Origin of the sequence: Streptomyces sp. NPDC005435, assembly GCF_040703155.1 — a bacterium.
In the GTDB taxonomy this organism is placed as follows: Bacteria; Actinomycetota; Actinomycetes; order Streptomycetales; family Streptomycetaceae; genus Streptomyces.
This window is the reverse complement of sequence record NZ_JBEXEQ010000006.1, coordinates 256,424-282,872: the sequence shown is the minus strand read 5'-3', so window position 1 is coordinate 282,872 and position 26,449 is coordinate 256,424. Positions and strand designations below refer to the sequence as shown.

The window sequence follows — 26,449 nt, the reverse complement described above, 5'->3', positions numbered from 1 at the left end:
TGGCCTCACGGAAGGAGTGGCGGGAGGAGGGGGATCACACGCCGAGCCGGGCCGAGAACGAGACGACTGAGAGAGTTCTCAGTTCTCCAGCTCGGCGCAGATAGCTCGCGCCCCCATGGGCCGCACCTTGACTCCGTATCCGTTGATCACGTCGGTGGTGCAGCAGACCACCGCGTTGCCGCACAGGTCCGTTGCACCACCGACTCTAGCGGCCGGCACGTCAAGATCGCTTAGCGTGTGCGTGCCGTCGCGGTGAGCGCGGCTGCCGGAGGGATGCGTGGTCCAGCAGGCCGGGCCCGATGCGGACCGGGTCGTCCAGGACCACGGTGGCCCCGGCGGCGATGAGCGCGGCGGGACCGGCATAGCCCCAGCCCGCGCCGAGCGGGGTGAGACCGGCAGCGCGGGCGGCGGTGATGTCCGCGACGGTGTCCCCCAGGAACACCGTCTCCTTTGGGGAGGCGCCTAGCGCGCCGAGCGCGAGTAGGAGGCCGTCCGGGGCCGGTTTGGGTGCGGCGTCCTCATGGCAGACCGTGACATCCAGCAGAGCGAGCACGGCGGGCGGCAGCAGCCAGGACAGCCGGGCGCGGGACTGCAAGGTCACCAGGCCGGTCGTGATCCCGGCGGCTTTGATGTCCCTCAGCCCGTCCATGACCCCCGGGAACACGCGCGCGTCCTCCGCGGCCCCAGTGGCAGTGGCCAGGGCCGCGTCCCACCGGGTCTGGCACAGTTCGTCCGGTGTGGCGACGCCGAGGCGGGACAGCACCTCGCCCCGGGGCGTCGTCGCGGCATTCGGTGGCAGGTCCGTGACGGTGACGCGGCGGCCGAGGGCAGCGGTCGCCAGGCCGGCCAGGGTTACCAGCACCGCGTGTCTGCTGTCCAGGAGGACGCCGTCCATGTCGAACAACACGGCTCCTGTCACGATGCCGCCCCATTGGTGGGCAGGTCGGCCTCGGTGAGCAGTGGGTGCAGGGTGACGCCGTGCTTGCTCAGCAGGAGCCTGCCGCCCAGAGGCCGCTCCAGCACGCAGAGCGCCGCGGTGACGGGGGCCCCGGAGATCCGCAACACCCGTGTCATGGCCAGCAGTTGCGCGCCGGAGCGGACCACGTCGTCCACCAGAACGACCCGCTGCCCTTCGACGGGCGTGCCCTCGATCTGCTGCCGGGAGCCGTAGCGCTTGGGCAGCGGCCGCAGAAACGCGGCCGGCAGTCCGGTGGCCGCCGACAGGGCGACGGCCAGCGGGATGCCGCCCAGTGCGATTCCGGCCAGCACTTGCGCATCCGCAGGCACGAGGGCAGCCATGGCGGCGGCGACTTCGCGCAGCAGCCGCGGGTCGGCGGCCAGTCGGTACTCGTCGAAATAGGAGCCCAGGACCTGCCCGTCGGCCAAGGAGAACGGGCCGGACACACAGGCAGCGGCCGCGACCCGGTCCACCAGTGTGGCGGTGACGGTCATGCGCTGACCTCCCTCTCGTGGATCAGATGGTGGAGCTGTGTGATGAAATCCGGTACGGACGTGACCGCGCGGAGGAACCCGAGCGGCCGGGTGGGGGTCTCGGACAGCCACTTCTCCCGTTTGAGGAAGTCCAGCAGTGCGAGCGCGGTGGGGCCGGTGATCCACACGGGGACGGGGCGGATGGTGCCCGCGTAATAGAGGGCGGCGGCCAGCTCGTGCAGGGTGCCGATGCCGCCGCCCATCGCCACCACCAGGTCGGCCGCGCCAAGGTAGTGGTTGAGGCGGGCACCGAGGTCGGACAGACGGACTTCGGCGGTGACGTGTGGGTTGAAAGCGCCCCACTCGGCGTGCTTGTCGGCCAGCGTCACCGCTGTGACCGCCCCGCCCTTGGCCGCCGCGCCGCGTGCGACGGCCTCCATCAGCCCGTTGTAGCCGCCGTGCAGCAGCCCGTACCCCGACCCCGCCAGGGCCGCCCCGATTTCCTCGGCGAGCCGTTCCTCGTCCAGCGAGGCGGGGACGACGCCGCCGAAGAACACCGCCGTCAGCTCCCGGGACCCGCCCCGGCCGGTGGTCCGGGAGGGCAGGGAGCGGGACCGGGGCCTCACACCGATTCCAGGTAGGTGCGGTAGGCGGTGACGGCGTCGGCCAAGCCGTCCAGGGCCTCGGGGCACGCCCGCTCGGTGAGTGTGAGCACCCGGTCCAGGGCGGCGTCGACGGCGGCGGCGTCCGGCACGGCCGGGGAGGTGATCGCCACGTCCAGGTCTGCCAGACAGGCCCGGCCGATCGGGGTCGGCGCCAGCTCCTCCCGCAGCTGGTACCAGCCCCAGAACCGCGAGTGGGGCGCGAGTGCGGCCTTGACCAGGTCCTTCGTCGCGGTGTGCAGCATGTGCCACTCGCCGTAGGCGATGAACCGCTGCCCGCGCCGGATGCGCTTGTGCAGCAGCACCGCCAGCACCAGGTGCTCGATCAGCAGCTCGGTGCACGAGCGCGGACGGGCCGTCAGGTCCGCGATGTGGGCGCGTGCCTGGTCGATCTGCGGGATGGTGATGTCGGCCGGAGGCCGGTCGAGCAGCACCTTCCAGCCGACCGTCTGCCGCAGGATCGAGACCCGGGAAGCGGGCGCGAGGTAGAGGTCGACCTGCTGGAGCTTGCCCTCGTGCTGAACGAGGAAGACGAAGCCGACGCCACCCAAATCCGCGACGATGGTGTCGCGCCAGCCAGGCAGCAGGGCCCCGCCCGCGACCGTCATCAGGTCGTCCAAGGCGGAGATGAAGGCGGGCACGTCCCGGTCGTGGACGCCGACGACGAAGTCCACGTCCGAGAGACGGTCGGCGGTACCAGAGGCGAGCGAGCCGCGGACCAGCAGGTGGGTGACCGCCGGGGAAGCGGACAGCAGCTCGGCAATCCTGCTCAACAGGGGCAGCTGGGCGGGGCGGTGGGCGTCGGTGACGACATCGAGGTGCAGGTCGGCCGGGGCCGGGGGCACAGCGGTGGGCATGGGCGGTCCTTCCGCGCTGAAGGGGGTGTGGGCGACGGCGGGCGTCACGAGGCGAGGGCGAGCAGCTTGGACTTCGCGGCCGTCCACCGGTCGGCCGCCGAGCTGTCGCCGCGCGCGGTGTGCAGGGAGACGATCAGGTCGTAGGCGGTGCCCTCGGGCAGAGCGAAGGAGTAGAACAGGCGCAGCAGCGACTGTTCGGCGGTGCCGACGTAGCCGAGGTCGGCCAGGCGCCGGGCACCGGCCAGGGCCTCGGTCAGCTCCGACTGGGAGGCTTGCGGCAGCTGTTGGGCGTGGACCGGTTCCCGCGCCTGCCCGGTCAGCCGGGTGTAGGCGTCGTCCGCGTACACGTCCGCGATCAGGTGGATACGGTCCGGGCCGAGCAGGTTGCAGACGCCGTGTGCGTAGGTCGGGGTCAGGCGCCAGATCCGTCCGCCGGTCATGTGGACCTTCGTGCCGCCGGTCACCAGGAACGCGGAGGAATTGGTGTGCAGGGGGATGTGCAGCCGGTGGCGCTCGACCTGGTCGAGCTCTTCGTAGTCGCGGTGCTCCCACAGAAACGCGTTCGGGGTCAGGCGCGCGAGCCGGACCCACATGTAGTGCAGGCCCAGTGCGGCCAGCAGGTCGGCGGTGGCCGGCATTTGCTGGAGCAGGGGGGTCGGCCGGGCGGTGCCATCCGCGATACGGACGTCGGCAGCGTCGCGGGAGGGGTTCATCAGGGACGCGGTCAGCCAGCCGCCGGACTGGAACTCACCGTACTCGGCCGTCCAGGGCGCGGGCGAGGTCAGGGCCTCGTGCCGCAGCCGCTCGATCAGGGACGCGTTCAACCGGTCCAGCTGGACGATCTGCTCCGACAAAGTGGTGGTCGCTTCTTCCATGGTGGCCCTCTCGGTGTCATCGCCCGGGGCCTGCATCCCGGGCGGTCGATGGGGTGCGGAGGGCGCCGTGTCGGGCCGACCGTTGCCCCCTGGCCATTGCGGGGGGCCTTTCAGCGTGCTCCGCCTGCGTTCGGGCAGCCCAAAATAGGCTTCCCCGCCCGCTGTCCTGGGACTGCGAGCCGTGAGTTAAGACATTGACTCACAGTCCCAGGACAGTCAACAGTCCTGGGACTGTGTTTCACTGATCGATATCGAGAGGAGTTGTGCATGGCGCCCAAGTGGCGGGAACTCGCGGACCGGCTGGCCGAGCAGATCAGGAGCGGCGAGTACGCGCCTGGTGTCCAATTGCCGCAGATCAGGGACCTGGTGGAAGCGGGCGAGGGCTCGAAGTCCACGGTTCACGCGGCCTACAAGGCGCTGGAAGCCGAGGGGCTGGTCACGTCGTCGCGTGGCCACGGCACCGTTGTCCGCGAGCGGACCCCGCTCAAGCGGCTTGGCATCGCGCGATACGACAAGGTCAAGTGGCGGGACGGTGATGAGGTGGCGTTCATCGCGGACCGCGTGGCGTCCGGGCGGGCGTACAGGCGGAACGAGCAGACGCAGACCGTCAACCGGGTGAAAGCGCCGGCCGTCGTCGCCGATGCGCATGGCCTTCCGGAAGGTGCCGAGGTCTACGCCCGGGCGCGCGTGGTCAAGGAGGGTTCACGGCCGACGCATACGCTGACCAGCTACTACCGGCCTGAACACGTCGAAGGAACGCGCATTGTCGACCCCGCACCAGGGCCCGCCGGCCGGGGCGGCGGCTTCCGCGTCCTGTACGACGCCGGTTACGAGATCGACCACATGCAGGAGACTCTGTTCGCACGTGTCCCGACAGCGGATGAGGTGCAGCTCCTCCAGCTATCGCCGGGCGAATGGGTGATGGAGCTCCACCGAACGACCTACACAGCCGACGGGACCGTGGTGGAGTTTGCGATCGGGGTGCACGCGGCGACGCGCTTCGCGTGGACGTACGACTTCAAGGTTCCCGACTCAGCGAAAGCGGAGAGCGAGAGTCAATGATCTCAGCGCAGGTGTGGGCGGATGCTCAGCGACTCTGGGACTTCCAGCAGATGGGACACGAGCTGCGCCCCTGCTCGGTCGCCATCGGTCTCGGTAGTCACGACCTCGGAGTCGCCGACACCACGGCGGAGCTGTTCCATCGCGGCATGGCGCCGCTCATCGTCTTCACGGGGGCGACCAGTCGTACGACCCGGGAGCGGATGCCTCGTGGGGAGGCGGAGCACTACCGTGATCGTGCTGTCGAACTCGGAGTGCCGGAGTCTGCCATCCTCGTAGAGCCGAGGGCGACGAACACGGGCGAGAATATTCGGTACTCACGCGCGATGCTGGAAGAGCGGCAAGTCCTCGTCTCATCGGCTCTCTTGGTAAGCAAGCCCTACGAGGAGCGACGCGCCTACGCGACGGCGTGCAAGCTGTGGCCAGATATTGAGTGGGTAAGTGCTTCGACCTCGACGCCCCTCCAGGATTATGTTGATGCGATCGGGGACGCGCGGCTAGTTATCGACATGCTGGTGGGGGCTCAGCAACGGCTTGTCGTTTATCCGCAGCAAGGGTTCATGACTGAGCAGGTAATTCCCGAAGCGATCGAGGTTGCATACTCGCGCCTTCGCGATGCAGGATTCACCAGCCGAATCCTCCCGGAGGATTCACAGTCCGCACCGCGGTAGCAAAATTTTTATCTTGCCAAGGCCCACGCATGGTGCGGGTGCGATCCTTCTCTACGGCGCGCGGCCCGCCTCCTGCCTTCTCCCCGGCTGGCCGCGACCAGTGGCCGCGCGCATGAAACGGGGAGAGGATCTCTGTGGCTGGGCGGTCGGCTACGGAATGGGGATGAGGAGCTGCTGGGCTCGGCCTGCAATAAACTCCTGTTCGGCTCGATACGCCGCAACTGCAACAAGGCTCGTCTTGCCGGAACCGTTATCACCCTCGATTGTCGGGTGAGTGTCAGTCGAGGTCAGTTGAGTGATGAGCTTCCGTAGCTCCCTGTCTCGCCCAACAATGAGCTCCGATCCTTCCGCGTTCGGCGCAAGCGGATTCACCGTGTAGGGGTTGGCAGAGTAATCGAGCTGATTTCCTGCCGAGGGCAACGAGCTTATGCGCTGCGATTGATCCGCCTCGCTGACCGGGTGGGCGCTCGGTCACGACCAAGCGCCCACCCGGGCCGTCCTGGGTCTAGCGGTCTCAAGCGTGGTCGCAGTAAGGCCATCTCTTACCTGCATCGGTTGCCGTCCAGAGATACGCAGTGTGTCCTCCGGTCTGGCGCAACGCTTGCGCCCTGGAAGCCAGCGGACGTGCCCGGATCTCCATCGGACAACTTGTAATGCGTAGGTCGTCGGTTCGAATCCGACAGGGGGCTCTGGCGAGGCCCAGGACAGATGCGTGCTCTGACCTGGGCCTTTGTGATTCCTGGGATCAGTGGTCCCGGTCGCGGCGCCGTGCCACCAGGGTGGTGCCGGTGATCACCAGGCCGAGTGCCACGATCTTCGCGGCCTGGTGCATCAGCGAAGGGCTGGAGCCGGACCGGGTGAGGAACGCCCACAGGAGCAGGCCGGATCCGGAGAGTGCCAGGAGGGCGCCGCCGACCGGGCCGAGGCCTGCCCAGCTCCACGAGGAATCCGCCAACTCGTCCTGTGCGTAAGGCTTTTCGTGCTCATCGGCTGTCATGGTCCGCACGCTAACAAGGTGCCGGTTCATGATCGCCTGGTTCGAGCCAGGGTGGGGCGCGATGCTTGAATGGAGTGTCGTCACCGGAATAGCAAGGAGAAGCGCTGTGCCCCTGGTGTCAGTCGTGATGCCCGTGTACAACTCGGCGGCCACGCTCGGCGCGGCGGTCCGGTCGGTGCTCGCGCAGACCCACAGTGATCTGGAGCTGCTGGTCACCGACGACAAGTCCACCGACGACTCCATGGATCTGCTCATGGAGTTCGCCCGTCAGGACGAGCGTGTGCTGCCGCGGTCGGCGCCCGAGCAGGGCGGTGCCGGGCGGGCGCGCAACCTCGCGATCGAGCGGGCGCGGGGGGACTACGTCGCGTTCCTCGACAGCGACGACATGTGGCTCCCGGAGAAGACCGAGCGGCAGGTGGCGTTCGCCGCCGCCGGTGACGCGCCTCTGACGTTCACCTCGTACTACAAGATGGACGCCGACTACGAGGGTGAAAGCACCGATTTCGTCCCCAATGGACGGGTGGTCCAGGCGCGGGAGCACGTGGATTACCGCGCCATGCTGGTGCGGGACTACATAGGCGCGCTCACCGCGATGTACGACCGCAATGTGCTGGGCACGCGGCTCATGCCGGAGATGCGCAAGCGGCAGGACTACGCCCTGTGGCTGTCGATCATGCGCGACGGCGCCGACGCCCGCGGCCTCACCGAGCCGCTCGCGGTCTACCGGGCCCACCAGGCGGGCTCGCTGTCCTCCAACAAGCTGTCGCTCGTGCAGTACAACTGGGAGCTGTACCGACAGCACGAGGGACTCTCCGTCCCGAGGTCGGCGCGGTCCCTGGCCGGCGCGGTGTGGCAGTCGCTGCGCAACTCGCGGATCTAGGAATCCGCCCCGCGGCGCCCGCGCCCCGTCGGATACCGTCCTCGCCATGACGACCGGGACGGCCGGGACGACCGGAATCACGGGGAAGGCCGGGGCGGCCGGCGAGGCGCACGTCGGGAGCCTGCTGCGGGGCTGGCGCAGGATGCGGCGCTTCACCCAGCTCGAACTGGCGCTGAAGGCGGACAGCTCCGCGCGGCACATCAGCTTCATCGAGACCGGCCGGTCCGTCCCGAGCCGGTCCATGGTGCTGCATCTCGCCGAGCAGCTGAACGTGCCCGTGCGGGACCGCAACTCCCTTCTCGTGGCGGCCGGTTACGCGCCCTCCTACCCGGAGACGCCGCTCTCCGCGCCGGCGATGGCCCCGGTGCGGACCGGCCTGGAGCAGCTGCTGACCGCGTACGAGCCGCATCCCGCCCTGGTGATGGACGGGATGTACGACGTGGTGGCGGCGAACAGGGGCGTGGCGCTGCTGCTCGACGGGGTGGCCGCCCATCTGCTCAGGCCGCCCCTGAACGCCATGCGTCTCACCCTGCACCCGGAGGGTCTGGCGCCGCGCATCCGGAACCTGGGCGAATGGCGGGCGCACCTGCTGGAGCGCATGGAGCGGCAGGCCACGCTGCGGGCCTCCGACGCGCTGCGCGAGCTGTACGAGGAGGTCGCCGCGTATCCGGTGCCGGGGAACGAGAGCCCCGACCCGGACGCGCGGGCGCCGCACCCCCACCCGTACGCCCTGCCGCTGCGCATCGAGGCGGGCGGCCGGGTGCTGTCGTTCCTCTCGACCGCCACCACCTTCAACACCCCGATGGATGTGACCGTCTCCGAGCTGGCGGTGGAGACGTTCCTGCCCGCCGACGCGGAGACGGCCGCCATCCTCCGGGAGCTGTCGCCGAGCGCCCGGTCAGGCGCCCGGGAGCCGGTCCAGGAAGCCGGTGACGCGGGAGATGCGGCCGTCCTCGGCGAGGGTGATCACGTCGAATCCGGCGGCCGGGGCTGAACCGTCGGCGGTGGAGATCAGGTCCCAGGTGAAGCGGACGAGGTCGTGGTGGGCGTCCGGCGTGCCGGTCGGCCGGAACGCGAAGCCGGGGAACTGCTCGTGGGCGCCGCCGATCGCCGCGGCGATGCCGTCGTGGCCCCGCACCTCGCACAGCGGGTCGGTGTAGGTGCCGTCCTCGGTGAAGGCCGCGGCGACCGCCTTGGCCAGGTCCTCGGGGGTGGCGGCGTTCCAGGCGGCGAAGTAGCGCTCGACAGCGTCCTCGTGGATGGTCACGGTGGTGTCCTCTCGTCTGCACGGACTGGTGGGAGCGGGGCCGGGTGACCTCGCGTGGTGCGCGTCGCCCTGCCCGCTCCCACAGCCTGCCGCCGCCGTCGGCGGGGGTCGATTACCGCTGAGGTAATGACGCCCTCGCCGGTGGGCTCAGTGCGTGCTCAGCAGTGTCCCCAGGACCTCTCGGAGGACCCCGTCCGGGTCCGGGGCGGCCGAGGTGGTGCGCCAGGCGACGAAGCCGTCGGGGCGGATCAGGATCGCGCCGTCGGCCGTGGTGCCGTGGAGGTCGGCCCAGTCGGTGGCCGCCGGGTCGTCCCGGTCGTAGGTGAGGTCGGCGTCCGGGCCGGGGCCGATGCGGTACGCCTCCAGGGGGACGCCGTCCTCGGCGGCGACCCGGCGGGCCGCCGCGTGCCAGCCCGCGTCGTCGGGGGCGTCGGTGAGGAGGACCAGGGAGCGTTCGTAGAGGTCGAGGGTGGAGAGGCGGACGCCGCCGCGGCGGACCCAGAGGTGGGGGGCGCGGGTGCCGGGGGTGCCGTCGAGGGTGAGGGTGTCGCCGACGACCGGCTGGGACGGGTCGGCGTCCAGGACCGCGCCGGTGGGGTAGCGGTGGCCGAGGACGACGCCCAGGATGCCGCCGCGCCGCCCGCCGCCGACGCCCGGGGCGGGGGCGAAGCCGGGGTGGCTGTGCTCGACGGAGCGGGCGGAGGCGCGGGCGCTGGTGGCGAGGGCGACGGGGCGGCGCTCGGCGTCGTAGGAGTCCAGGAGCGCGGGGCCGGCCCAGCCGGAGAGGACGGCGGAGAGCTTCCAGGCCAGGTTGTGGGCGTCCTGGATACCGGTGTTGGAGCCGAAGGCGCCGGTGGGGGACATCTCGTGCGCGGAGTCGCCGGCGAGGAAGACCCGCCCGGAGGAATAGCGTTCGGCGACGCGTTCGGCGGCCCGCCAGGACGCCATCCCGGTGATCTTCACGTCGATCTCCGGCGCGCCGACCGCCCGCCGGATGTGGTCGCGCAGCCGCTCCTCGGTGAAGTCGTCCAGGGTCTCGCCGCGCTCGGGGTGCCAGGGCGCGTGGAAGACCCAGTTCTCCTTGTTGTCGACGGGGAGCAGCGCGCCGTCGGCGTCCGGGTGGGTGAGGTAGCAGCAGATGAAGCGGCGGTCGCCGACCACGTCGGCCAGCGCGGCGGAGCGGAAGGTGACGCTGACGTTGGCGAAGAGTTCGCCGGGGCCGCTCTGCCCGATGCCGAGGGCCTCGCGGACGGGACTGCGGGGGCCGTCGGCGGCGATCAGATAGTCGGCGCGGACGGTGTAACGCTCCTCGCCGGCCCGGTCGGTGACCGTCGCCGTCACCCCGTCGGCGTCCTGCTCGAAGGACTCCATCCGGTGGAAGTACCGCAGGTCGCCGCCGAGTTCGCGCGCGCTGTCCACGAGGACGGGTTCGAGGTCGTTCTGGCTGCACAGACACCAGGTGGTGGGGCTGAACCGCGCGAGCCCGCCGCCCGGGTCGATCTCCTTGAAGAGCCATTCCCCGGCGTCACCCACAAGAGTGGGCGTCTGGAGGATGCCGTGGTTGTCGGCGAGCAGCGAGGCCGCCGCCTTGACGTCCGGCTCGATCCCGGCCGTCCGGAACAGCTCCATGGTGCGGACGTTGTTGCCGCGCCCGCGCGGATGCTTCGAGGTGCCGGAGTGCCGTTCGACGAGCAGGTGCCGCACACCGAGACGGCCCAGGAACACGGACGTGGACAGGCCCACCAGTGAGCCGCCCACGATGAGGACGGGGACGCGGTGGTCGGCTTTTTGACGCATCGAAGCCTCCAGTGACGGGGTGCGCGTAGCGGGCGCCTGTGACTTCTCATGCCCGGTGCCGCCCGCTCCGCCGGTCCAATCACCCACGTGGTTCACCCGCCCGGTCACCCACGTGGTTCATACGAGTCGCGGGGCGCCCCGGGTCGTCACAGGATCAAGGAACGCTGCCGTGCCCAGCGCGGCCGGCGCCGGCCGAAGCTTCCGCGAAGGAGATGTGTGCAGGATGACCACCACGTCTGAACGTCCGTCAGGAACGCTGACACGCGAGCCCTCGAAGCGTGTCTCCCAGTCCGTGTTCGACGGCTCCCCGCTGCGGGTCGTCCTGCTGGTCGACGTGTTCGACGGGGCGCAGCAGCAGTTCCTGGAGGCGTACGAGCAGCTGTGCGCGCAGGTCGCCCAGGTGCCCGGACACGTCAGCGACCAGCTCTGCCAGTCGATCGAGAACCCCTCGCAGTGGCTGATCACCAGCGAGTGGGAGAGCGCCCCGCCGTTCCTCACCTGGGTGAACAGCGAGGAGCACGTGGCGATGGTGGAGCCGCTGCACTCCTGCGTCCGCGACACCCGCTCGCTGCGCTTCCAGATCGTCCGCGAGACCAACGGCGCCTCGGCCGCGGCCCAGACCCCCGGCGGCCGCCGGCTCCAGGAGCGCCCGCGCATCGGCGACGGTGTCATCCGGCACGCGCTCACCTTCACGGTGAAGCCGGGCACGGAGGACAAGGTCCGCAGGATCCTCGCGGACTACGCCTCGCCCGCCGCCCGTGTCGACGACGGCACCCGGCTGCTGCGCACCTCGCTGTTCATGGAGGGCAACCGGGTCGTGCGCGCCATCGAGGTGCGCGGCGACCTGCTGGCGGCGCTGCGCCACGTGGCCCGGCAGCCGGAGATCCGCGCGGTGGAGGAGGCCATCAACCCCTACCTGGAGCAGGACCGCGACCTGGACGACCAGGAGTCGGCGCGGATGTTCTTCACCCGCGCCGCCCTGCCCGCCGTGCACCACGTGATGGCGGACGGCGCCGGCGCCGAGAGCGCCCGGCTCGCCCTGTTCTACCCGGCCCGCGAAGGCCAGGGCATGCGGCTGGCCGAGCTGCTCTCGCAGGCCGACCAGGCCGCCGCCGACGACCCGCGCAGCCCGGTGCTGCGCAGCACGGTCTTCCAGCGCGACGACGTAGTGGTCCGGCTGGTGGACGTACGCGACGACGACGTCGACGCACTGCCCCGCGACGCGGCCGCGGCCGCCGAGGTGCGCGCGCTGCTCGTCGGCGACGCCGCCCGGATGGACCTCGTCACCGACCGCCGGTCGCAGGGCGCCTGATCGGTGTCCCACTCCCCCCTCGCAAGCGCCGATGCGGCACACCCCACGGAGGAAGCTGTGATCCAACCCCGTCCCAAGATCGTGAACCTGATGGACGCCGAGCCCAACACCCGGCGCGGCGGTGACCTGCGCGCCATGCTGACCCCGGCGACGGTCGGCTCGACCAGCGGTTTCATGGGCGTGGCCCTCATCCAGCCGGGCGACCGCATCGGCGAGCACTACCACCCGTACTCCGAGGAGTTCGTGTACGTGATCTGCGGCCGCCTGGAGGTGGACCTCGACGGCGAGGCGCACCCCCTGCTGCCGGAGCAGGGCCTGATGATCCCGATGAACATGCGGCACCGCTTCCGCAACGTCGGCGACGACGAGGCACGCCTCGTCTTCCACCTGGGCCCGCTGGCCCCGCGCCCGCAGCTCGGTCACGTCGACACCGAGGAGACGGACGTCATCGGCGCCGCCGCGGTGGTGACGGAGGCGGGCGGAGCCAGGGCCGGCCGGGAGCAGGTGCCCTCATGACCCGCCGGGTGGCGGTCACGGGCATAGGCATCGTGGCCCCGGGCGGCATCGGTGCCCCGGCCTTCTGGGACCTGCTGTCGAGCGGCCGTACCGCGACACGGGGCATCACGTTCTTCGACCCCTCCGGGCTGCGCTCGCGCATAGCCGCCGAGTGCGACTTCGACCCGGCGGCCTACGGCCTCGACGCGGAGCAGGTCGAACGGGCGGACCGGTACATCCAGTTCGCCCTGGTGGCCGGCGACGAGGCGGTGCACGACTCGGGCCTGGACCTCGCGCGGGAGAACCCGTGGCGGATCGGGGTCTCGGTCGGCACCGCCGTGGGCGGCACCACCCGCCTGGAGAACGACTACGTCCTGGTCAGCAACGGCGGTGAGCGCTGGGACGTGGACCATGTGAAGGCGCGCCCGCAGCTGCACCGGGCGTTCTCCCCGAGCACGGTCGCCTCCTCGGTGGCCGAGCGGTTCGGGGCCCGGGGCCCGGTGCAGACGGTCTCGACGGGCTGCACCTCGGGCCTGGACGCGGTGGGCTACGCCTTCCACACCGTGCAGGAGGGCCGCGCGGACATATGCATCGCCGGCGCCTCCGACTCGCCCATCTCGCCGATCACGATGGCGTGCTTCGACGCGATCAAGGCGACCTCCCCGAACAACGACGACCCGGCGCACGCCTCCCGCCCCTTCGACAACAACCGTGACGGGTTCGTCATGGGCGAGGGCGGCGCCGTACTGGTCCTGGAGGAGCTGGAGCATGCGCGGGCCCGTGGCGCGCACGTGTACTGCGAGCTGAGCGGCTACGCGACGTTCGGCAACGCGTATCACATGACCGGTCTGACGCCCGAGGGCCTGGAGATGGCCCGCGCGATCGAGACGGCCCTGGACCAGGCCCGCCTCGACCCGACGGCGATCGACTACGTGAACGCCCACGGCTCCGGCACCCGGCAGAACGACCGCCACGAGACGGCGGCGGTCAAGCGGGCGCTCGGACAGCACGCCTACGACACCCCGATGAGCTCCATCAAGTCGATGGTGGGGCACTCCCTCGGGGCGATCGGGGCCATCGAGGTGGTGGCGTGCGTGCTGGCGCTCGCCCGGCAGACCGTCCCGCCGACCGCGAACTACGAGACGCCCGACCCCGAGTGCGACCTGGACTACGTGCCGCGCGAGGCCCGGGAACGGAAGCTCAACGGCGTGCTGTCGGTGGGCAGCGGGTTCGGCGGTTTCCAGTCCGCGGTGATCCTGACCCGGCCGAGGGAGTGAGGACACGATGAGCGCAACCCAGAACCGTCGGGCGGCCGTCACCGGCATAGGTGTGGTCGCGCCGAACGGCATCAGCACGGAGACCTTCTGGAAGTCCACCCAGGAGGGGCTCAGCCTCCTGGACCGGGTGACCCGGGAGGGCTGCGAGCACCTGCCGCTGAAGGTGGCGGGCGAGGTCCGCGAGTTCGACCCGTCGGTGGTCGAGGAGCGGTTCCTGGTGCAGACCGACCGCTTCACGCACTTCGCGATGGCGGCGGCGGACCGCGCCCTGGAGGACGCCCGGCTCGGCCAGGCCGACACCGACGCGGACCCGTACTCCATCGGCGTGGTCACCGCGGCCGGCTCCGGCGGCGGCGAGTTCGGGCAGCGCGAGCTCCAGCAGCTGTGGGGCAAGGGCAGCCGGTTCGTCGGGCCGTACCAGTCGATCGCCTGGTTCTACGCGGCCAGCACCGGCCAGATCTCCATCCGGCGCGGGTTCAAGGGCCCCTGCTCGGTGGTCGCCTCCGACGAGGCGGGCGGTCTGGACGCGCTGGCGCACGCGGCACGCGCCGTACGCCGGGGCACCGACCGGGTGGTGGCCGGCTCCACCGAGGCACCGCTCGCGCCGTACTCGGTGGTCTGCCAGCTCGGGTACGAGGAGCTGAGCGCCGAGACCGACCCGGCCCGCGCCTACCGGCCGTTCACCGAGGCCGCGTGCGGGTTCGTACCGGCCGAGGGCGGCGCGATGCTCGTCATCGAGTCGGAGACGGCCGCGCGGGAGCGCGGTGCGGACGTCCGGGCGATCGTCGCGGGCCACGCGGCGACCTTCACCGGCGCCTCCCGCTGGGAGGAGTCCCGGGCCGGGCTCGCCGAGGCGATCCGGCAGGCGCTGGCCGAGGCCGCCTGCGCCCCGGAGGAGGTCGACGTCGTCTTCGCCGACGCCCTCGGGGTGCCGGCCGCGGACCGCGCCGAGGCGCTGGCCCTGGTGGACGCGCTCGGTGAGCACGGCCGCCGGGTGCCGGTGACGGCGCCGAAGACCGGCATCGGGCGGGGCTACTGCGCCGCGCCGGTGCTGGATGTGTCGGCCGCCGTGCTCGCCATGGAGCACGGCCTGATCCCGCCGACGCCGAACGTGTTCGACGTCTGCCACGACATCGACCTCGTCACCGGGCGCGCGCGGGTCGCCGAGCCGCGCACGGCGCTGGTCCTCAGCCGGGGACTCATGGGGTCGAACTCGGCACTCGTGCTGCGGCACGGCGCCGCGTAGGCGAACAGCAAAGGAGAAACGGCATGAACGCGCAGATCACCGAGGAAGAACTGGCCGCCCTCATGAAGAAGGCCGCCGGGATCACCGTCGCGCCGGAGGTGCTGCGGGAGCGGCCGGAGACCCCCTTCGAGACGCTCGGGCTCGACTCGCTCGGCCTGCTGGGCATCGTCGGCGAGCTGGAGAACCGGCACGGCGTCCCGATGCCGCCCGACGCCGAGCGCTGCAAGACCCCCAAGCAGTTCCTCGACCTCGTCAACAGCGCACTACTGGCAGGAGCCTGAGATGACAGGGCACACCCAGAACGAGATCACGATCGCGGCCCCGCTCGACCTGGTCTGGGACATGACCAACGACCTGGAGAACTGGCCGCGGCTGTTCAGCGAGTACGCCGCCGTCGAGGTCATCGAGCGGGAGGGCCGCAAGACGACCTTCCGGCTGACCATGCACCCCGACGAGAACGGCACCGTCTGGAGCTGGGTCTCCGAGCGTGAGCCGAACCGCGACGACCTGGAGGTCCACGCCCGCCGCGTGGAGACCGGCCCCTTCGCCCACATGAACATCCACTGGCGGTACGAGGAAGTGCCCGCCGGTACGCGGATGGTGTGGACGCAGGACTTCGCGATGAAGCCGGAGGCTCCGGTCGACGACGACTGGATGACCGACAACATCAACAAGAACTCCAAGGTCCAGATGGCCCTCATCCGGGACAAGATCGAGAAGGCCGCCGCAGGTCACCGGCCCGCGCCGGCCCTGGCCGACTGAGCCCTCCCCGAGGGACGAGAGGACACGAGTCCATGCACCAGGGACTGATCGTGGCCCGGATGGCTCCGGGCTCCGCCCAGGACATCGCGAAGATCTTCGCGGAGTCCGACCGGGGCGAGCTGCCGCACCTCGTCGGGGTGCGCCGCCGCAGCCTGTTCCAGTTCGGCGATGTGTACATGCACCTCGTCGAGTCGGACACCGACCCCGCCCCCGCCATCGCCAAGGTGGCCGGGCACCCGGAGTTCCGGGGCATCAGCGAGCGTCTGACGGCGTACGTCAGCGCCTACGACCCGGAGACCTGGCGTTCCCCGAAGGACGCCATGGCGCGGCGCTTCTACGTGTGGGAGCGCGACCAGTAGTCCCCTCCGGTCCGCTTCGGACAGTCACCGGCCGCCGGGCCCGCAGCGTCGCGGGCCCGGCGGCCGGTTTTCCGGGGTGCGCCGGTGCCGTCGGTCAGCCGACGACGTGGCACTCGAAGGCGTGCAGATACGGGTTGACGGGACGGATGTCGTCCACGGCCAGGCCCGCCGAGGTGAGCCGGCCGACCATGCTCTCGGTGGTGTGCTTGGCGCCGCCGACGTTGAGCAGGAGCAGCAGGTCCATGGCGGTGCTGAAGCGCATCGAGGGGGTGTCGTCCACCAGGTTCTCGATGACGATCACCCGGGTGCCCTTGCCGCCCGCCTTCACGACGTTGCCCAGGAGGCGGGCCGTGCTCTCGTCGTCCCACTCCAGGATGTTCTTGATGACGTAGACGTCGGCCTTGACCGGGACCGAGGAGCGCACGTCACCGGGCACGATCTCGGCGCGGGAGGCCAGGTCGCCGCCCTCGCGCAGCCGGGGCAGCGCGTTCTCGACCACGCGGGGCAGGTCGAGCAGACTGCCGCGCATCGTCGGGTACTTGTCGAGCAGGCAGGCCACCACATGGCCCTGGCCGCCGCCGAGGTCCGCCACCGAGGAGGCGCCGGAGAGGTCCAGGAGGGCGGCGACCTCGCGGGCGGACTGCTCGCTGGAGCGGGTCATGGCCCGGTTGAAGACGTCCGCGGACTCGGGGGCGTCCTCGTTGAGGTAGGTGAAGAACTCCTTGCCGTAGAGGGACTCCACGACGTTGTTCCCGGTGCGCACGGCCTCGTCCAGCTTCGGCCAGGCGTCCCAGGTCCACGGCTCGGTGCACCACAGGGCGATGGCGCGCAGGCTGTTGGGGTCGTCCTCGCGCAGCAGGCGGGACATGTCGGTGTGGGTGAAGGTGCCGTCCGGCTGCTCGGCGAAGACGCCGTAGCAGGACAGGGCCCGCAGCAGCCGGCGCAGCGGCTTGGGCTCGGTCTTCACCGCGGCCGCCAGGTCCTCCACGGCGGTCGGCCGGTCGGTGAGGGCGTCGGCGACGCCGAGCCGGGCGGCGGCCCGGACGGCGGCGGCGCAGGCCGCCCCGAACACCAGCTCGCGCAGGCGCATGGGGGGCGGTGGGGCAGTCTCAGCGGTCGTCATCTGCCGCCCTTTCTGGTTCCTCGGTCTTCGCTGGTCTGCGGGCGGTCAGCACAGGCCCGCGGGCTTGGAGGCCCGGCAGGAGTTGCGCTCGAAGATGTTGGCCTTGGCCGCCTCGGTGTTCACGATGTCGGCGGGGGAGTTGTCCTCAAGGGTGTTGCGGTCGATCCGGTTGTTCACGCCCTTGGCGCCGACCATGCTCTTGAACAGCACGATTCCGCCGGACAGCGGGGACTTGCCGCTGTGGCCCGCGACGTAGTTGCCGGTCACGCGGGTCTTCTCGGCGCCGGTGAGGACGATGCCCGAGCCCTGGATGACGGGGAGGCGGGCGGTCTTCGCGCAGAACTTGTTGTTCTCCACGACCTCGTTGGAGGAGACGGTGAGGTTGCCGCCCTGCGGCTTGTTCTCGTCGCCGACGATGAAGATCCCGCCGCAGTTGCCGGTGACGGTGTTGTCGGTGACGGTCAGGTTCCGCAGGCGGCGCACGGTGACGCCGATGCGGTTGTTCTCCAGGCGGTTGCGCTCGACGAGGGTGGCACCGGCGTCGTAGGCGCCGCCCTCCTCGTTGATGGTGTTGGCGAGGAAGAGGCCCGCGTCGCCGTTGCCGCGCGCCTGGTTGTCCCGCAGCACGCTGCGCGTCGAGCGCTCGGTGGCGATGCCCCAGACCTTGTTCTTGACGGCCTCCACCCGGCGGACCGTCAGCCGGTCGGTCGCCATGCCGAACACGCCGGCGTGGCTGAAGCCGGTGACCTTGAGGTCGGCGACGGTGACGCCCCGGACGTCCTTCTTCTTGGTGCCGAGCACGCAGATGCCGTCGCCGTGCTGGGCGCAGGTGTTGGCGACCTTGCCCGTCTTGGTGGCGGCGGGCTTGACGACGGTACGCGCCCCGACGCCCCGCAGGGTCACCCGGGGCGTGTCGACGACGACGCTCTCGTGGTAGGTGCCGGCCAGCACCAGCACGGTGTCGCCGGGCTGCGCGGCGTTCACCGCCTTCTGGATGGACTGGCCGGGACGGACGACGAGGGTCTGGTGCGCCGCAGCGGCGGGCGCGGCGCCGAGACCGCCGCCGAGAAGGGCGGCGGTGCAGGCGAGATATGCGAGGTGACATCTCTTCATATTGCGTACGTTATGACCCGATTATGCGGAAGGTCTGATATAGGCCGTCCGGCGGCGTGTCAGTACCGGCGCAGGACCGCGCCCACCTCCAGACGGAGGTCGGGGGCGGGTCGCGGGGCGGCCGGGTCGGCGAGCTGCCACAGGCGGTTCTGCAGGACCCGGGCCAGGGTCCAGGCGCGGGCCCGGTCGCGGTCCAGGCCGAGGGCGGCGGTCAGGGCGTCGAAGCGCCGGCGTGTGTCGGCCGGGTCGTAGCGGTTGACCAGGGCGGGCAGCAGCTCGAAGCCGGGGTCGCCGGCCAGGGGCTTGGGGTCGACGGCGAGCCAGGGGGCGCGGTCGGCGGCGAGGACGTTGCCGTGGTGCAGGTCCCAGTGGAGGAGGCGGTCGCCGGGCTCGTCCGCGACCTCGCGGAGGGCGGCGGCGCAGTCCCGCAGCAGGGCGCGTACGGCGGGGTCGGGTTCGGTGGCCAGGGCGTGGGGGGCGCGGTCCAGCATCGCCTGGGCGATGTCACCCAGTCGGCGGATTCCGGGCGGGGCGGGGCGGGCGGTCAGGCGGGCGAGGAGGGTGCCGAGGACGGTGACCGCCTCGCGGGGGTCCGGGAGGGCGGTCAAGGAGCGGCGGGCGTGCAGGCGTTCGAGGAGGAGGGTGGCGGTCGGCGGGTCGTCGCGCAGGAGGCGTACGGCGCCGTCGCCGGACCAGGCGCGCAGCGCGGCCGCCTCGCCCGCGCACTCGGCGTCCAGGTGCTGCACCTTGAGCGCGGCCGGGGTTCCGTCGGCGGCCGTCACCGGTGTGACCAGCGACGACGTGCCGCTCAGGGCGGCGCCGTCCGCGTGCAGATGCCAGCGGCGGAGGAACCCCGCGGTCCGCTCCCGCAGCTCCTCCCGGGCTCCGTGCTCACCAGGCACCCCGGTCATCCGTACGACCATACTGGCCCGTGTGAGCCGGGTGACCCGTGTGCGACGTGGGCTCGGGGCGGTCGCGGACTACCTCCGTTCCGCCCCGGGCACCTATGTGTGGCTGACCATCCTTTTCTTCACCACGGTGGCGCTCCACCACATGTCGCCGGAGTTCGAGAAGGAGTTCCTGCGCCAGCACTCCACCAACATCCACGAGCTGTCCCAGAACCCCGTACGGGTGCTGGTCACCAGCGCGATGTGGATCGACAGCGGCCGCTGGCTGCCGTACGCCGCGCTCTACACCCTCTTCCACGCCCAGGCCGAACGCTGGCTCGGCACCCTGCGCTGGCTCGCGGTGTGCGCCGCCGCCCATGTGCTGGCCACCCTCATCAGCGAGCTGGCCCTGCTGATGGCGGTCAACGACGGCCACGCCCCGCCCTCGGCGGTCAACACGCTCGACATCGGCGTCAGTTACGCCCTCGCCGGGGTCATGGCCGTCCTCACCTACCGCATCGCCCCGCCCTGGCGGTACGCCTACCTGGCCTTCCTGGCCGCCGTCTACGCCGTACCGCTCGTCACCGCCCGCACCTTCACCGACTTCGGCCATGTGCTGTCGGTCCTCATCGGCCTGGCCTGCTATCCGCTGACCCGGGGCCGGGGGAGGGCGTGGAGCCCGCGCGGGGGTCTGGCGGCCCTGCGGGAGCGGGACGCCCCGCACTGACCTGCGCCGCATGATCCGTACCGCGACCCCCGGCGACGTCCCCGCGATCCACCTGATGATCCGCGAGCCGGCCGACCCGGCCCGGTCAGCCCACTGATTCCCGGACCCGGGGCTTGGTCGCCGCGCCCCGTCCGGACGGCCGGGCCGTCACCAGCAGGCCGGCGACGAGGGCCGCGAGGAGCATGACGCCGGCCGCCCACCAGATGGCGACCGTGTAGCCGTGCACCACGCCCACCGGGACGACGGCGGCCCGCTCGGCGGGGCTGTGCAGGTGCGCGGCGAGGTAGGCCGCGCTGCTCGTGGTGGCGATGGTGTTGAGCAGGGCCGTGCCGATGGAGCCGCCGACCTGCTGGGCGGTGTTGACCGTCGCCGAGGTGACCCCGGCGTCCTTGGGGGCGACCCCGGCCGTGGCGGTGGCGAAGACCGGCATGAAGGTGAGGCCCATGCCGAGGCCGAGCAGGATCAGGGCGGGCAGGATGTCGGAGACGTAGGAGGAGTGGACCGTCATCCCGGTCAGCAGCACCAGGCCGATGGCGGCGAGCAGCAGGCCCGGGACCATCAGCAGGCGTGGCGGGACGCGGTTCAGCAGGCGGGCCGCGATCTGGGTGGAGCCGGTGATGATCGCGGCCGTCAGGGGCAGGAAGCCGAGGCCCGCGCGGACGGGGGAGTAGCCCAGGACGACCTGGAGGTAGTAGGTCATGAACAGGAACAGCCCGAACATGCCGATCACCGCGAGCATCATGGTCAGGAAGCAGCCCGCGCGGTTGCGGTCGCGGACGATGTGCAGCGGCAGCAGCGGGCTCGGGGCGCGGCTCTGCCACCACACGAACAGCGCGAGCAGCGCGATCCCGGCCGCGAACAGGGCGAGCACCACGGGGTCGGTCCAGCCGCGTGGCTGGGCCTCGCTGAAGCCGTAGACGACGGCGACCAGACCGCCGCAGCCGAGCAGGACGCCGGGCACGTCGAGCCGGGACCCGCCGTGGCCCGGGCGGTCGTGCAGCAGGGCGAAGGCGCCGATCACCGCGAGGATCGCGATGGGCACGTTGACGTAGAGGCACCAGCGCCAGTTCAGGTACTCGGTCAGCAGGCCGCCCAGGATGAACCCGATGGCGGAGCCGCTGCCCGCGAGGGCGCCGTAGATCCCGAAGGCCTTGCCGCGCTCGCGCGGGTCGGTGAACGTCGTCGTCAGCAGGGAGAGCGCCGAGGGCGCGAGGACGGCCGCGAAGACGCCCTGGAGGGCGCGGGCGCCGAACAGCATGGCCGGGGTGGTGGCCGCGCCGCCGAACGCCGAGGCGGCCGCGAAGCCGATCAGCCCGATGACGAAGGTCCGTTTGCGGCCCACCAGGTCCGCGACGCGCCCGCCGAGGAGCAGCAGCCCGCCGAAGGCGAGCGTGTAGGCGGTGATGACCCACTGCCGGTTCCCGTCGGACATGTGCAGTGCGTGCTGGGCGGAGGGGAGCGCGATGTTCACGATCGTCGCGTCCAGCACCACCATCAGCTGGGCGAGGGCGATGACGACCAGGCCCCACCAGCGACGGGGATCGACCGCCTCGGCCCTCGCGGGTATCGGTACGGACTCACCCGTTCGGCCGCTGCTCATTGGGCCAGAAGACTATGGATCGGTGCATATCGCATCCGGGTCGGCGGGCCTTTCCCGCCCGGTTCCGGGGCGTTTCGTCATGGCTCCAGGACCACCTTTCCGACCGTGCCGCGCGTCTGGAGCGCCCGGTGCGCGGCGGCCGCCTCCGACAGCGGCGAACGGGTGACGGCCGGGCGCAGCCGGCCCCGGGCGGCCTCGGCGAGCGCCCGCTCCTCCAGGGCGCGCAGACCGCCCGCCCGGCGCAGCATCTCCGGGCCGAGCACGGACTCGGAGACGCCCTCCACGAAGTGGCCCCGGGCCTCCTCCCCGATGCCCTCCGCCGACCAGCCGAAGACCAGGTGCCGCCCGCCGGGGCCGAGCAGGGCGACGGACTCACGGGCCGCCTCGCCGCCGACACCGTCGTAGACGAGCGTGGCGGGCCTGCCGGCGAGGAAGGCGCGGACCTCCTCCGGCCAGCCGGGGACGGTGTAGTCGACGGCGAGATCGGCGCCGTTCGCCCGCACCCGGGCCGTCTTCTCCGGGCCGCCCGCGAGTCCGACGACCGTGGCCCCGGCGTTCTTCGCGTGCTGCGTGAGCAGCGTGCCGATACCGCCGGCCGCCGCCGGCACGACCACCACGTCCTCCGCCGCCGGCTCCGCGAACCCGGCGATCCCGAGCGCGGTCCGGCCGGTGCCGATCATCGCGACGGCCGCCGCGAAGTCCAGGTTCGCCGGGATCTCGTGCAGCCGGTCCGCGCCGGTGACGGCGAGTTCGGCGTAGCCGCCGGGTACGGGCCCGAGGTGGGCGACGACGCGCCGGCCGAGCCAGACCGGGTCCGTGCCGTCGCCCAGGGCGTCCACGACCCCCGCCACTTCGCGGCCGGGAACGGTCGGAAGCTCCGGCAGCGCGGGCAGCGGTCCGCGCCGGCCCTCGCGCAGGGCGGTGTCCAGGAGGTGCACCCCGGCGGCGGCGACGGCGATCCGCACCTGGCCCGGTCCGGGGACGGGGTCCTCGGTCTTCTCGTAGACCAGGTTCTCGGGCGGTCCGAAGGAGTGGAGCCGGACGGCGTGCATGGTGGTCCCCCCGGTTGGTGGTGGCTGCCGTGGCCCACTCTTCAACCTCGACCGGACTTGAGGTCAAGGGCGGTTGTCAGTGGCCGGGTGCAGCATGAGGGGCATGGTGCGGAAAGCGGTGGGTGCGGGCGGTACGGGTACGGGGCGTACGGGCGGTACGGGTACGGCTTCGGGGCGTACGGCGGTGAAGGGGGCGCGGCGGCCGGAGGTGCGGCTGCCGCCGCTGCGGCCGTGGGCGGAGGGGGAGCTGGAGCCCGACGGGGACTACGACGGGCTTGAGTTCCTGGAGACGGATCTGTCCGGGCAGCGGGGCGCGGGGGCGCGCTTCATGGACTGCGCGCTGACCGGCTGCGCGGTGGACGAGGCGGCGCTCGGGCGGGCCCGCTTCCTGGACTCGGTGCTGACCGGGCTGCGGGGCGTCGGCACCCGGCTCGCCGAGGCCACGTTCCGGGACGTGGAGCTGCTCTCGCCCCGGCTGGGCGGGGTCCAGCTGCACGGGGCCGTGCTGGAGCGGGTCGTCGTGCGCGGCGGAAAGCTCGACTTCCTCAATCTGCGCGAGGCCCGGCTGAAGGACGTGGTGTTCGAGTCCTGTGTGCTGGTCGAGCCGGACTTCGCGGGGGCGCGTCTGGAGCGCGTGGAGTTCGTGGACTGCGCGCTGAAGGGAGCGGATTTCGGGAAGGCCACGCTGAAGGACGTGGACCTGCGCGGGGCCGATCCGCTGGAGGTCCAGCGGGGACTGGACCGGCTGTCGGGCGCGGTGATCAGCAGCGGTCAGCTCCTGGACCTGGCCCCGCTGCTCGCGGCGGAGCTGGGGATCAGGGTGGAGGGCTGAGGGGGGCGTCAGGAGATCCGGGGGTAGCGGGCCTGGAGGGTCCAGATCACCGGGTTCTCCGCGAGGTCCTCGTGCATGTCGGTGAGGTCCGCGATCACGTCGTGCAGGAAGTCGCGGGCCTCGCGGCGCAGTTCGGCGTGCGAGAAGGTGATCGGCGGCTCCTCGGCGCGCATCCAGTCCGCCTCGATGTCCACCCAGCCGAAGCGGCGCTCGAAGAGCATCCGGTCCGTCGACTCGGTGAAGTCCAGCTCCGCCCGCTGCGGCCGGGACGCGCGGGAACCCATGGGGTCCTGGTCCAGCTGCTCCACGATGTCGCACAGCGCCCACGCGAAGTCCAGCACCGGCACCCATCCCCAGGCCGTGGACACCTCCCGGTCGCTCTTGGTGTCGGCCAGATACACGTCCCCGCAGAACAGGTCGTGCCGCAGCGCCCGCGCGTCGGCGCGGCGGTAGTCGGTCTGGGGCGGGTCCGGGAACCGGTTGGAGAGGGCATAGCCGATGTCGAGCACGTCGGAGATCGTCCCACGCCGGTGGCTGCCACCGGCTCACCCCCGCGCGGCGGGCGTCCCGGCCACCTCGCACGTTCGCCGCCCCGCTCACTCCGCGCGTCTGGCGTCTTGCTCAGCCCATGCGTTCGCCGCCCCGCTCACTGCGCGCGTCTGGCGTCTTGCTCAGCCCGTGCGGTCGGTGCCCCGGTCACTGCGCGCGTCTGGCGTCTTGCTCAGCCCGTGCGGTCGGTGCCCCGGTCACTGCGCGCGTCTGGCGTCTTGCTCAGCCCACGCGGTCGGCACCCCGGTCACTCCGCGCGTCCCGCGTCCTCTTCAGCCCGCGCGTCGTCCGCCGTGTTCGGCCCGTGCGTCGTCCGCCCTGCTCGGCCCCGTGCGGTCGGCGGCCCGCTCACCGCCGCGCGGTGGGCGTCCCGGTCACTGCGCGCGTCTGGCACCCCGGTCACTCCGCGCGTCCCGCGTCCTCTTCAGCCCGCGCGTCGTCCGCCCTGTTCGGCCCGTGCGGGCGGCGGCCCGCGCGCCCGGTACGTCCGGTGTCTTGCCCGGCCCGTGCGGTCGGCGCTCCGCTCACCCGGTGCGTCCGGCGCCCTGTTCGGCCCCGTGGGGTCGGCGGTCCGCTCACCCGGCGCGTCCTGCGCTCTCTTCGGCCCACGTGCCCGGTGCCCTGCGCGGTCGGCGCTCCGCTCACCCCGCGCGTCCGGCGCCCTGCTCAGCCCACGTGCCCGGCGCCTCGCTCGGCCCCGCGCGTTCGGCGGTCCGCTCAGATGGCGCGTCGGCGCTCTCCTTGGCCCGCGCGTCTGGCGCGCCGCTCACCCCGCGCGGTCGGCGCTCCGCTCACCCTGCGCGTCCCGCCCCACCCAGCCCGCCTGCCCGGCGCTCCGCTCACCCCGCGCGTCCCGCGCCCCCTCGGCTCGCCTGCCCAGCGCCCCGCTCGCCGGCGGACCCACCCGCCCCTTCGGTCAGCAGCCGGTGCAGATCCGGTGGCCACACCGGCTCCTCGCACGCGGCCAGTTCCGCCCCGGTCCACCAGCGCCAGGCGAGGATGCCCTCGGCCGGGTGGGTGGCGAGGGCGGAGGGGGTGGGGGTGCGGTGGGGGCCGTGGGTGACGTAGATGTGCTCGTGCTGGTGGACCGGGATGCCCGCCCGGGTGAAGTCGTGTTCCCAGACGGACAGCAGGGTGCCAGGGGCCAGGTCGGTCCAGCCGGTCTCCTCGGCCAGTTCGCGTGCGGCGCCCTCGGCGGGGCTCTCGCCGGGTTCCAGGCCGCCGCCGGGCAGGGTCCAGTGCGGCCCGGTTTCGGGGTTCTCCTGGCGGCAGAGGAACACCGAGCCGTCCGGCGCGACGACGGCCGTACGCGCAGCCTGGCGCGGGGTGCGCGTCAGCACCTTGCGCAGGACGACGCAGGGGCGGCCGAGTGCGCGGTCGCGGCGGTGGCCCAGGGCCGAGTAACCGAGCGCGGTCCAGAAGGCGAGGCCGGGCAGGTTGTCGTCGAGCACCGCGAGCCGTACCGCCTGGCGTCCGGCGGCCCGGAACCGCTCCTCGACGAGGGCCGCGGCCCGGCTGCCGTGCCCGTTGCCCTGCTCGGCCGCGTGCACCAGCAGCAGGCCGATCCACGGGTCGGGGTCGGCCGGGTCGGGGTGGCGGGCGAGGGTGATGACGACCGCGACGAGCCTGCCGTCCACCCGCGCGAGCAGCACCTCGGCGCCGGGGTGGGCGAGTTCGGCGGCCAGCGCGTCCGCGACCTGCCCGGGGCGGATGTCCGCCGGGTCCGGGAACTCCCCGCTCATCGCGTGGAAGCCCGCCTGCGAGGCGTACAGCGCGGTCAGCTCCGCGAGCAGGGGCGGAGGGACGGGCGTACCGGCGGCCAGGGGTTCGAGGATCACCGGGACACGCTAACGTCCGCGCGCGGCCGCCGACTTGGACTTCGCGGACCCCGGGAGCCGGTCAGGGCGCCCGGGGTCCGGCGGGTGTCAGACGTTGACGCCGAAGTCCTGGGCGATGCCGACCAGGCCGGAGGCGTAACCCTGGCCGACCGCGCGGAACTTCCACTCCGCGCCGTTGCGGTACAGCTCGCCGAAGACCATCGCCGTCTCGGTGGCCGCGTCCTCGGAGAGGTCGTAGCGCGCGATCTCGGCGCCGCCGGCCTGGTTGACGATGCGGATGTAGGCGTTGCGGACCTGGCCGAAGTTCTGGCCGCGGTTCTCGGCGTCGTAGATGGAGACCGGGAAGACGATCTTCTCGACGTCGGCCGGGAGGGCGGCCAGGTTGACGTTGATCGCCTCGTCGTCGCCGGCGCCCTCGCCCGTGCGGTTGTCGCCGGTGTGGACGATGGAGCTGTCCGGCGTCTGCTTGTTGTTGAAGAAGACGAAGTGGGCGTCGGAGTAGACCTTGCCCTCGCCGTTGACCGCGATGGCGGAGGCGTCCAGGTCGAAGTCCGTGCCGGTGGTGGTGCGGACGTCCCAGCCGAGGCCCACGGTGACGGCGGTCAGGCCCGGAGCCTCCTTGGTGAGCGAGACGTTGCCACCCTTGGACAGGCTTACAGCCATGATTGGGAGTCCCTTCCCTTATGCGTACGTGGCGGAGTACTTGTCGCTCCGTCGGTCCCGACGAAGCTACGTCACCCGGGAGAACGCCGGGAGGGGTACCAGAGGTTCCTGCTCGCTT

General features: G+C 71.9%; 29 protein-coding genes. 13 read left to right on the top strand and 16 right to left on the bottom strand.

Translation table 11 applies throughout. From position 1 onward, the window contains the following. Positions 1 to 220 precede the first annotated feature (220 nt). Genes AB0898_RS10440 through AB0898_RS10420 form a run of 5 tightly spaced genes read right to left on the bottom strand, consistent with a single transcriptional unit; the run spans position 221 to position 3,825 of the window. Positions 221 to 919, bottom strand: a complete 699-nt coding sequence (locus AB0898_RS10440; RefSeq protein ID WP_366802454.1) for an HAD-IA family hydrolase — start codon at positions 917 to 919, stop codon at positions 221 to 223. Then, a complete protein-coding gene (locus AB0898_RS10435; protein WP_366802453.1) occupies positions 916 to 1,452 on the bottom strand; it encodes a phosphoribosyltransferase family protein in 537 nt (178 codons plus the stop codon). The genes AB0898_RS10440 and AB0898_RS10435 overlap by 4 nt, the downstream gene beginning before the upstream one ends. Further along, a complete protein-coding gene (locus AB0898_RS10430; protein WP_366802452.1) occupies positions 1,449 to 2,057 on the bottom strand; it encodes an LOG family protein in 609 nt (202 codons plus the stop codon). Before AB0898_RS10430 ends, AB0898_RS10435 begins: the two co-directional genes overlap by 4 nt. Then, positions 2,054 to 2,950, bottom strand: a complete 897-nt coding sequence (locus tag AB0898_RS10425) for a hypothetical protein (RefSeq protein ID WP_366802451.1) — start codon at positions 2,948 to 2,950, stop codon at positions 2,054 to 2,056. The genes AB0898_RS10430 and AB0898_RS10425 overlap by 4 nt, the downstream gene beginning before the upstream one ends. Positions 2,951 to 2,994: 44 nt before the next feature. Continuing rightward, complete coding sequence (locus tag AB0898_RS10420; RefSeq protein WP_366802450.1) at positions 2,995 to 3,825, bottom strand: aspartyl/asparaginyl beta-hydroxylase domain-containing protein; 831 nt, start codon at positions 3,823 to 3,825, stop codon at positions 2,995 to 2,997. A gap of 267 nt (positions 3,826 to 4,092) precedes the next feature. Between AB0898_RS10420 and AB0898_RS10415 the strand changes: the two genes are divergently transcribed. Together AB0898_RS10415 and AB0898_RS10410 are read left to right on the top strand one after the other, a co-directional pair. Beyond that, the gene (locus tag AB0898_RS10415; RefSeq protein ID WP_366802449.1) at positions 4,093 to 4,887 is read left to right on the top strand and encodes a GntR family transcriptional regulator; all 795 of its coding nucleotides are present in this window, start codon (positions 4,093 to 4,095) and stop codon (positions 4,885 to 4,887) included. After that, entirely contained in the window at positions 4,884 to 5,555 is a 672-nt protein-coding gene (locus AB0898_RS10410) for a YdcF family protein (RefSeq protein WP_366802448.1), read from the top strand. The genes AB0898_RS10415 and AB0898_RS10410 overlap by 4 nt, the downstream gene beginning before the upstream one ends. A 745-nt stretch (positions 5,556 to 6,300) precedes the next feature. Here the strand turns inward: AB0898_RS10410 and AB0898_RS10405 are convergent. After that, positions 6,301 to 6,552: a hypothetical protein gene (locus AB0898_RS10405; RefSeq protein ID WP_366802447.1), complete on the bottom strand. Its 252-nt coding sequence runs from the start codon at positions 6,550 to 6,552 to the stop codon at positions 6,301 to 6,303. Positions 6,553 to 6,658: 106 nt separating this feature from the next. On the opposite strand from AB0898_RS10405, the gene AB0898_RS10400 reads away from it, so the two are divergent. Together AB0898_RS10400 and AB0898_RS10395 are read left to right on the top strand one after the other, a co-directional pair. Beyond that, positions 6,659 to 7,432, top strand: coding sequence for a glycosyltransferase family A protein (locus AB0898_RS10400; RefSeq protein WP_366802446.1), 774 nt, complete (start codon positions 6,659 to 6,661; stop codon positions 7,430 to 7,432). Between the two features lie 46 nt (positions 7,433 to 7,478). Next, a complete protein-coding gene (locus tag AB0898_RS10395) occupies positions 7,479 to 8,426 on the top strand; it encodes a helix-turn-helix transcriptional regulator (protein ID WP_366802444.1) in 948 nt (315 codons plus the stop codon). On the opposite strand, the gene AB0898_RS10390 is transcribed toward AB0898_RS10395, so the two are convergent. Both AB0898_RS10390 and AB0898_RS10385 read right to left on the bottom strand, forming a co-directional pair. Further along, entirely contained in the window at positions 8,331 to 8,699 is a 369-nt protein-coding gene (locus AB0898_RS10390) for a nuclear transport factor 2 family protein (RefSeq protein ID WP_366802443.1), read from the bottom strand. The genes AB0898_RS10395 and AB0898_RS10390 overlap by 96 nt on opposite strands. A gap of 147 nt (positions 8,700 to 8,846) precedes the next feature. Next, positions 8,847 to 10,496: an FAD-dependent monooxygenase gene (locus tag AB0898_RS10385; RefSeq protein ID WP_366802442.1), complete on the bottom strand. Its 1,650-nt coding sequence runs from the start codon at positions 10,494 to 10,496 to the stop codon at positions 8,847 to 8,849. 223 nt (positions 10,497 to 10,719) lie between these two features. Here AB0898_RS10385 and AB0898_RS10380 point away from each other — a divergent pair, with 223 nt between their 5' ends. From AB0898_RS10380 to AB0898_RS10350, 7 genes are read left to right on the top strand one after another with little or no spacing between them, the layout of a single operon-like run. Then, positions 10,720 to 11,808, top strand: coding sequence for a SchA/CurD-like domain-containing protein (locus tag AB0898_RS10380; protein ID WP_366802440.1), 1,089 nt, complete (start codon positions 10,720 to 10,722; stop codon positions 11,806 to 11,808). A 57-nt stretch (positions 11,809 to 11,865) separates the two neighbouring features. Further along, positions 11,866 to 12,324, top strand: coding sequence for a cupin domain-containing protein (locus AB0898_RS10375; protein ID WP_366802439.1), 459 nt, complete (start codon positions 11,866 to 11,868; stop codon positions 12,322 to 12,324). Continuing rightward, positions 12,321 to 13,580, top strand: a complete 1,260-nt coding sequence (locus tag AB0898_RS10370) for a beta-ketoacyl-[acyl-carrier-protein] synthase family protein (RefSeq protein WP_366802438.1) — start codon at positions 12,321 to 12,323, stop codon at positions 13,578 to 13,580. Before AB0898_RS10375 ends, AB0898_RS10370 begins: the two co-directional genes overlap by 4 nt. A gap of 7 nt (positions 13,581 to 13,587) precedes the next feature. Beyond that, a complete protein-coding gene (locus tag AB0898_RS10365) occupies positions 13,588 to 14,826 on the top strand; it encodes a ketosynthase chain-length factor (RefSeq protein WP_366802437.1) in 1,239 nt (412 codons plus the stop codon). Positions 14,827 to 14,849: 23 nt separating this feature from the next. Next, a complete protein-coding gene (locus tag AB0898_RS10360; RefSeq protein WP_366802436.1) occupies positions 14,850 to 15,107 on the top strand; it encodes a phosphopantetheine-binding protein in 258 nt (85 codons plus the stop codon). A 1-nt stretch (position 15,108) separates the two neighbouring features. Continuing rightward, entirely contained in the window at positions 15,109 to 15,588 is a 480-nt protein-coding gene (locus AB0898_RS10355; RefSeq protein ID WP_366802435.1) for an SRPBCC family protein, read from the top strand. A gap of 32 nt (positions 15,589 to 15,620) precedes the next feature. After that, positions 15,621 to 15,947: a TcmI family type II polyketide cyclase gene (locus AB0898_RS10350; RefSeq protein WP_366802434.1), complete on the top strand. Its 327-nt coding sequence runs from the start codon at positions 15,621 to 15,623 to the stop codon at positions 15,945 to 15,947. A gap of 94 nt (positions 15,948 to 16,041) precedes the next feature. Here the strand turns inward: AB0898_RS10350 and AB0898_RS10345 are convergent, their stop codons facing one another. Genes AB0898_RS10345 through AB0898_RS10335 form a run of 3 tightly spaced genes read right to left on the bottom strand, consistent with a single transcriptional unit; the run spans position 16,042 to position 19,094 of the window. Beyond that, a complete protein-coding gene (locus AB0898_RS10345; protein WP_366802433.1) occupies positions 16,042 to 17,070 on the bottom strand; it encodes a methyltransferase in 1,029 nt (342 codons plus the stop codon). 45 nt (positions 17,071 to 17,115) lie between these two features. Next, positions 17,116 to 18,183, bottom strand: coding sequence for a right-handed parallel beta-helix repeat-containing protein (locus AB0898_RS10340; protein ID WP_366802432.1), 1,068 nt, complete (start codon positions 18,181 to 18,183; stop codon positions 17,116 to 17,118). 59 nt (positions 18,184 to 18,242) lie between these two features. Next, complete coding sequence (locus AB0898_RS10335; protein ID WP_366802431.1) at positions 18,243 to 19,094, bottom strand: aminoglycoside phosphotransferase family protein; 852 nt, start codon at positions 19,092 to 19,094, stop codon at positions 18,243 to 18,245. A 31-nt stretch (positions 19,095 to 19,125) separates the two neighbouring features. Here AB0898_RS10335 and AB0898_RS10330 point away from each other — a divergent pair, with 31 nt between their 5' ends. Next, a complete protein-coding gene (locus AB0898_RS10330) occupies positions 19,126 to 19,797 on the top strand; it encodes a rhomboid-like protein (protein ID WP_366802478.1) in 672 nt (223 codons plus the stop codon). An 85-nt stretch (positions 19,798 to 19,882) separates the two neighbouring features. Here AB0898_RS10330 and AB0898_RS10325 read toward each other — a convergent pair whose 3' ends face one another. Together AB0898_RS10325 and AB0898_RS10320 are read right to left on the bottom strand one after the other, a co-directional pair. Further along, complete coding sequence (locus tag AB0898_RS10325; RefSeq protein WP_366802430.1) at positions 19,883 to 21,397, bottom strand: MFS transporter; 1,515 nt, start codon at positions 21,395 to 21,397, stop codon at positions 19,883 to 19,885. 77 nt (positions 21,398 to 21,474) lie between these two features. Then, positions 21,475 to 22,449: a zinc-binding dehydrogenase gene (locus tag AB0898_RS10320; protein ID WP_366802428.1), complete on the bottom strand. Its 975-nt coding sequence runs from the start codon at positions 22,447 to 22,449 to the stop codon at positions 21,475 to 21,477. Between the two features lie 103 nt (positions 22,450 to 22,552). On the opposite strand from AB0898_RS10320, the gene AB0898_RS10315 reads away from it, so the two are divergent. After that, the gene (locus AB0898_RS10315; protein ID WP_366802427.1) at positions 22,553 to 23,281 is read left to right on the top strand and encodes a pentapeptide repeat-containing protein; all 729 of its coding nucleotides are present in this window, start codon (positions 22,553 to 22,555) and stop codon (positions 23,279 to 23,281) included. 8 nt (positions 23,282 to 23,289) lie between these two features. Here the strand turns inward: AB0898_RS10315 and AB0898_RS10310 are convergent, their stop codons facing one another. From AB0898_RS10310 to AB0898_RS10300, 3 genes are all read right to left on the bottom strand, one after another. Next, complete coding sequence (locus AB0898_RS10310) at positions 23,290 to 23,790, bottom strand: hypothetical protein (RefSeq protein ID WP_366802426.1); 501 nt, start codon at positions 23,788 to 23,790, stop codon at positions 23,290 to 23,292. A gap of 879 nt (positions 23,791 to 24,669) precedes the next feature. Next, positions 24,670 to 25,668 (bottom strand): bifunctional GNAT family N-acetyltransferase/NUDIX hydrolase, encoded by a 999-nt coding sequence (locus tag AB0898_RS10305; protein ID WP_366802425.1) that lies wholly within the window; start codon positions 25,666 to 25,668, stop codon positions 24,670 to 24,672. 87 nt (positions 25,669 to 25,755) lie between these two features. Then, positions 25,756 to 26,331, bottom strand: a complete 576-nt coding sequence (locus AB0898_RS10300) for a TerD family protein (RefSeq protein ID WP_366802424.1) — start codon at positions 26,329 to 26,331, stop codon at positions 25,756 to 25,758. Positions 26,332 to 26,449: the final 118 nt, after the last annotated feature.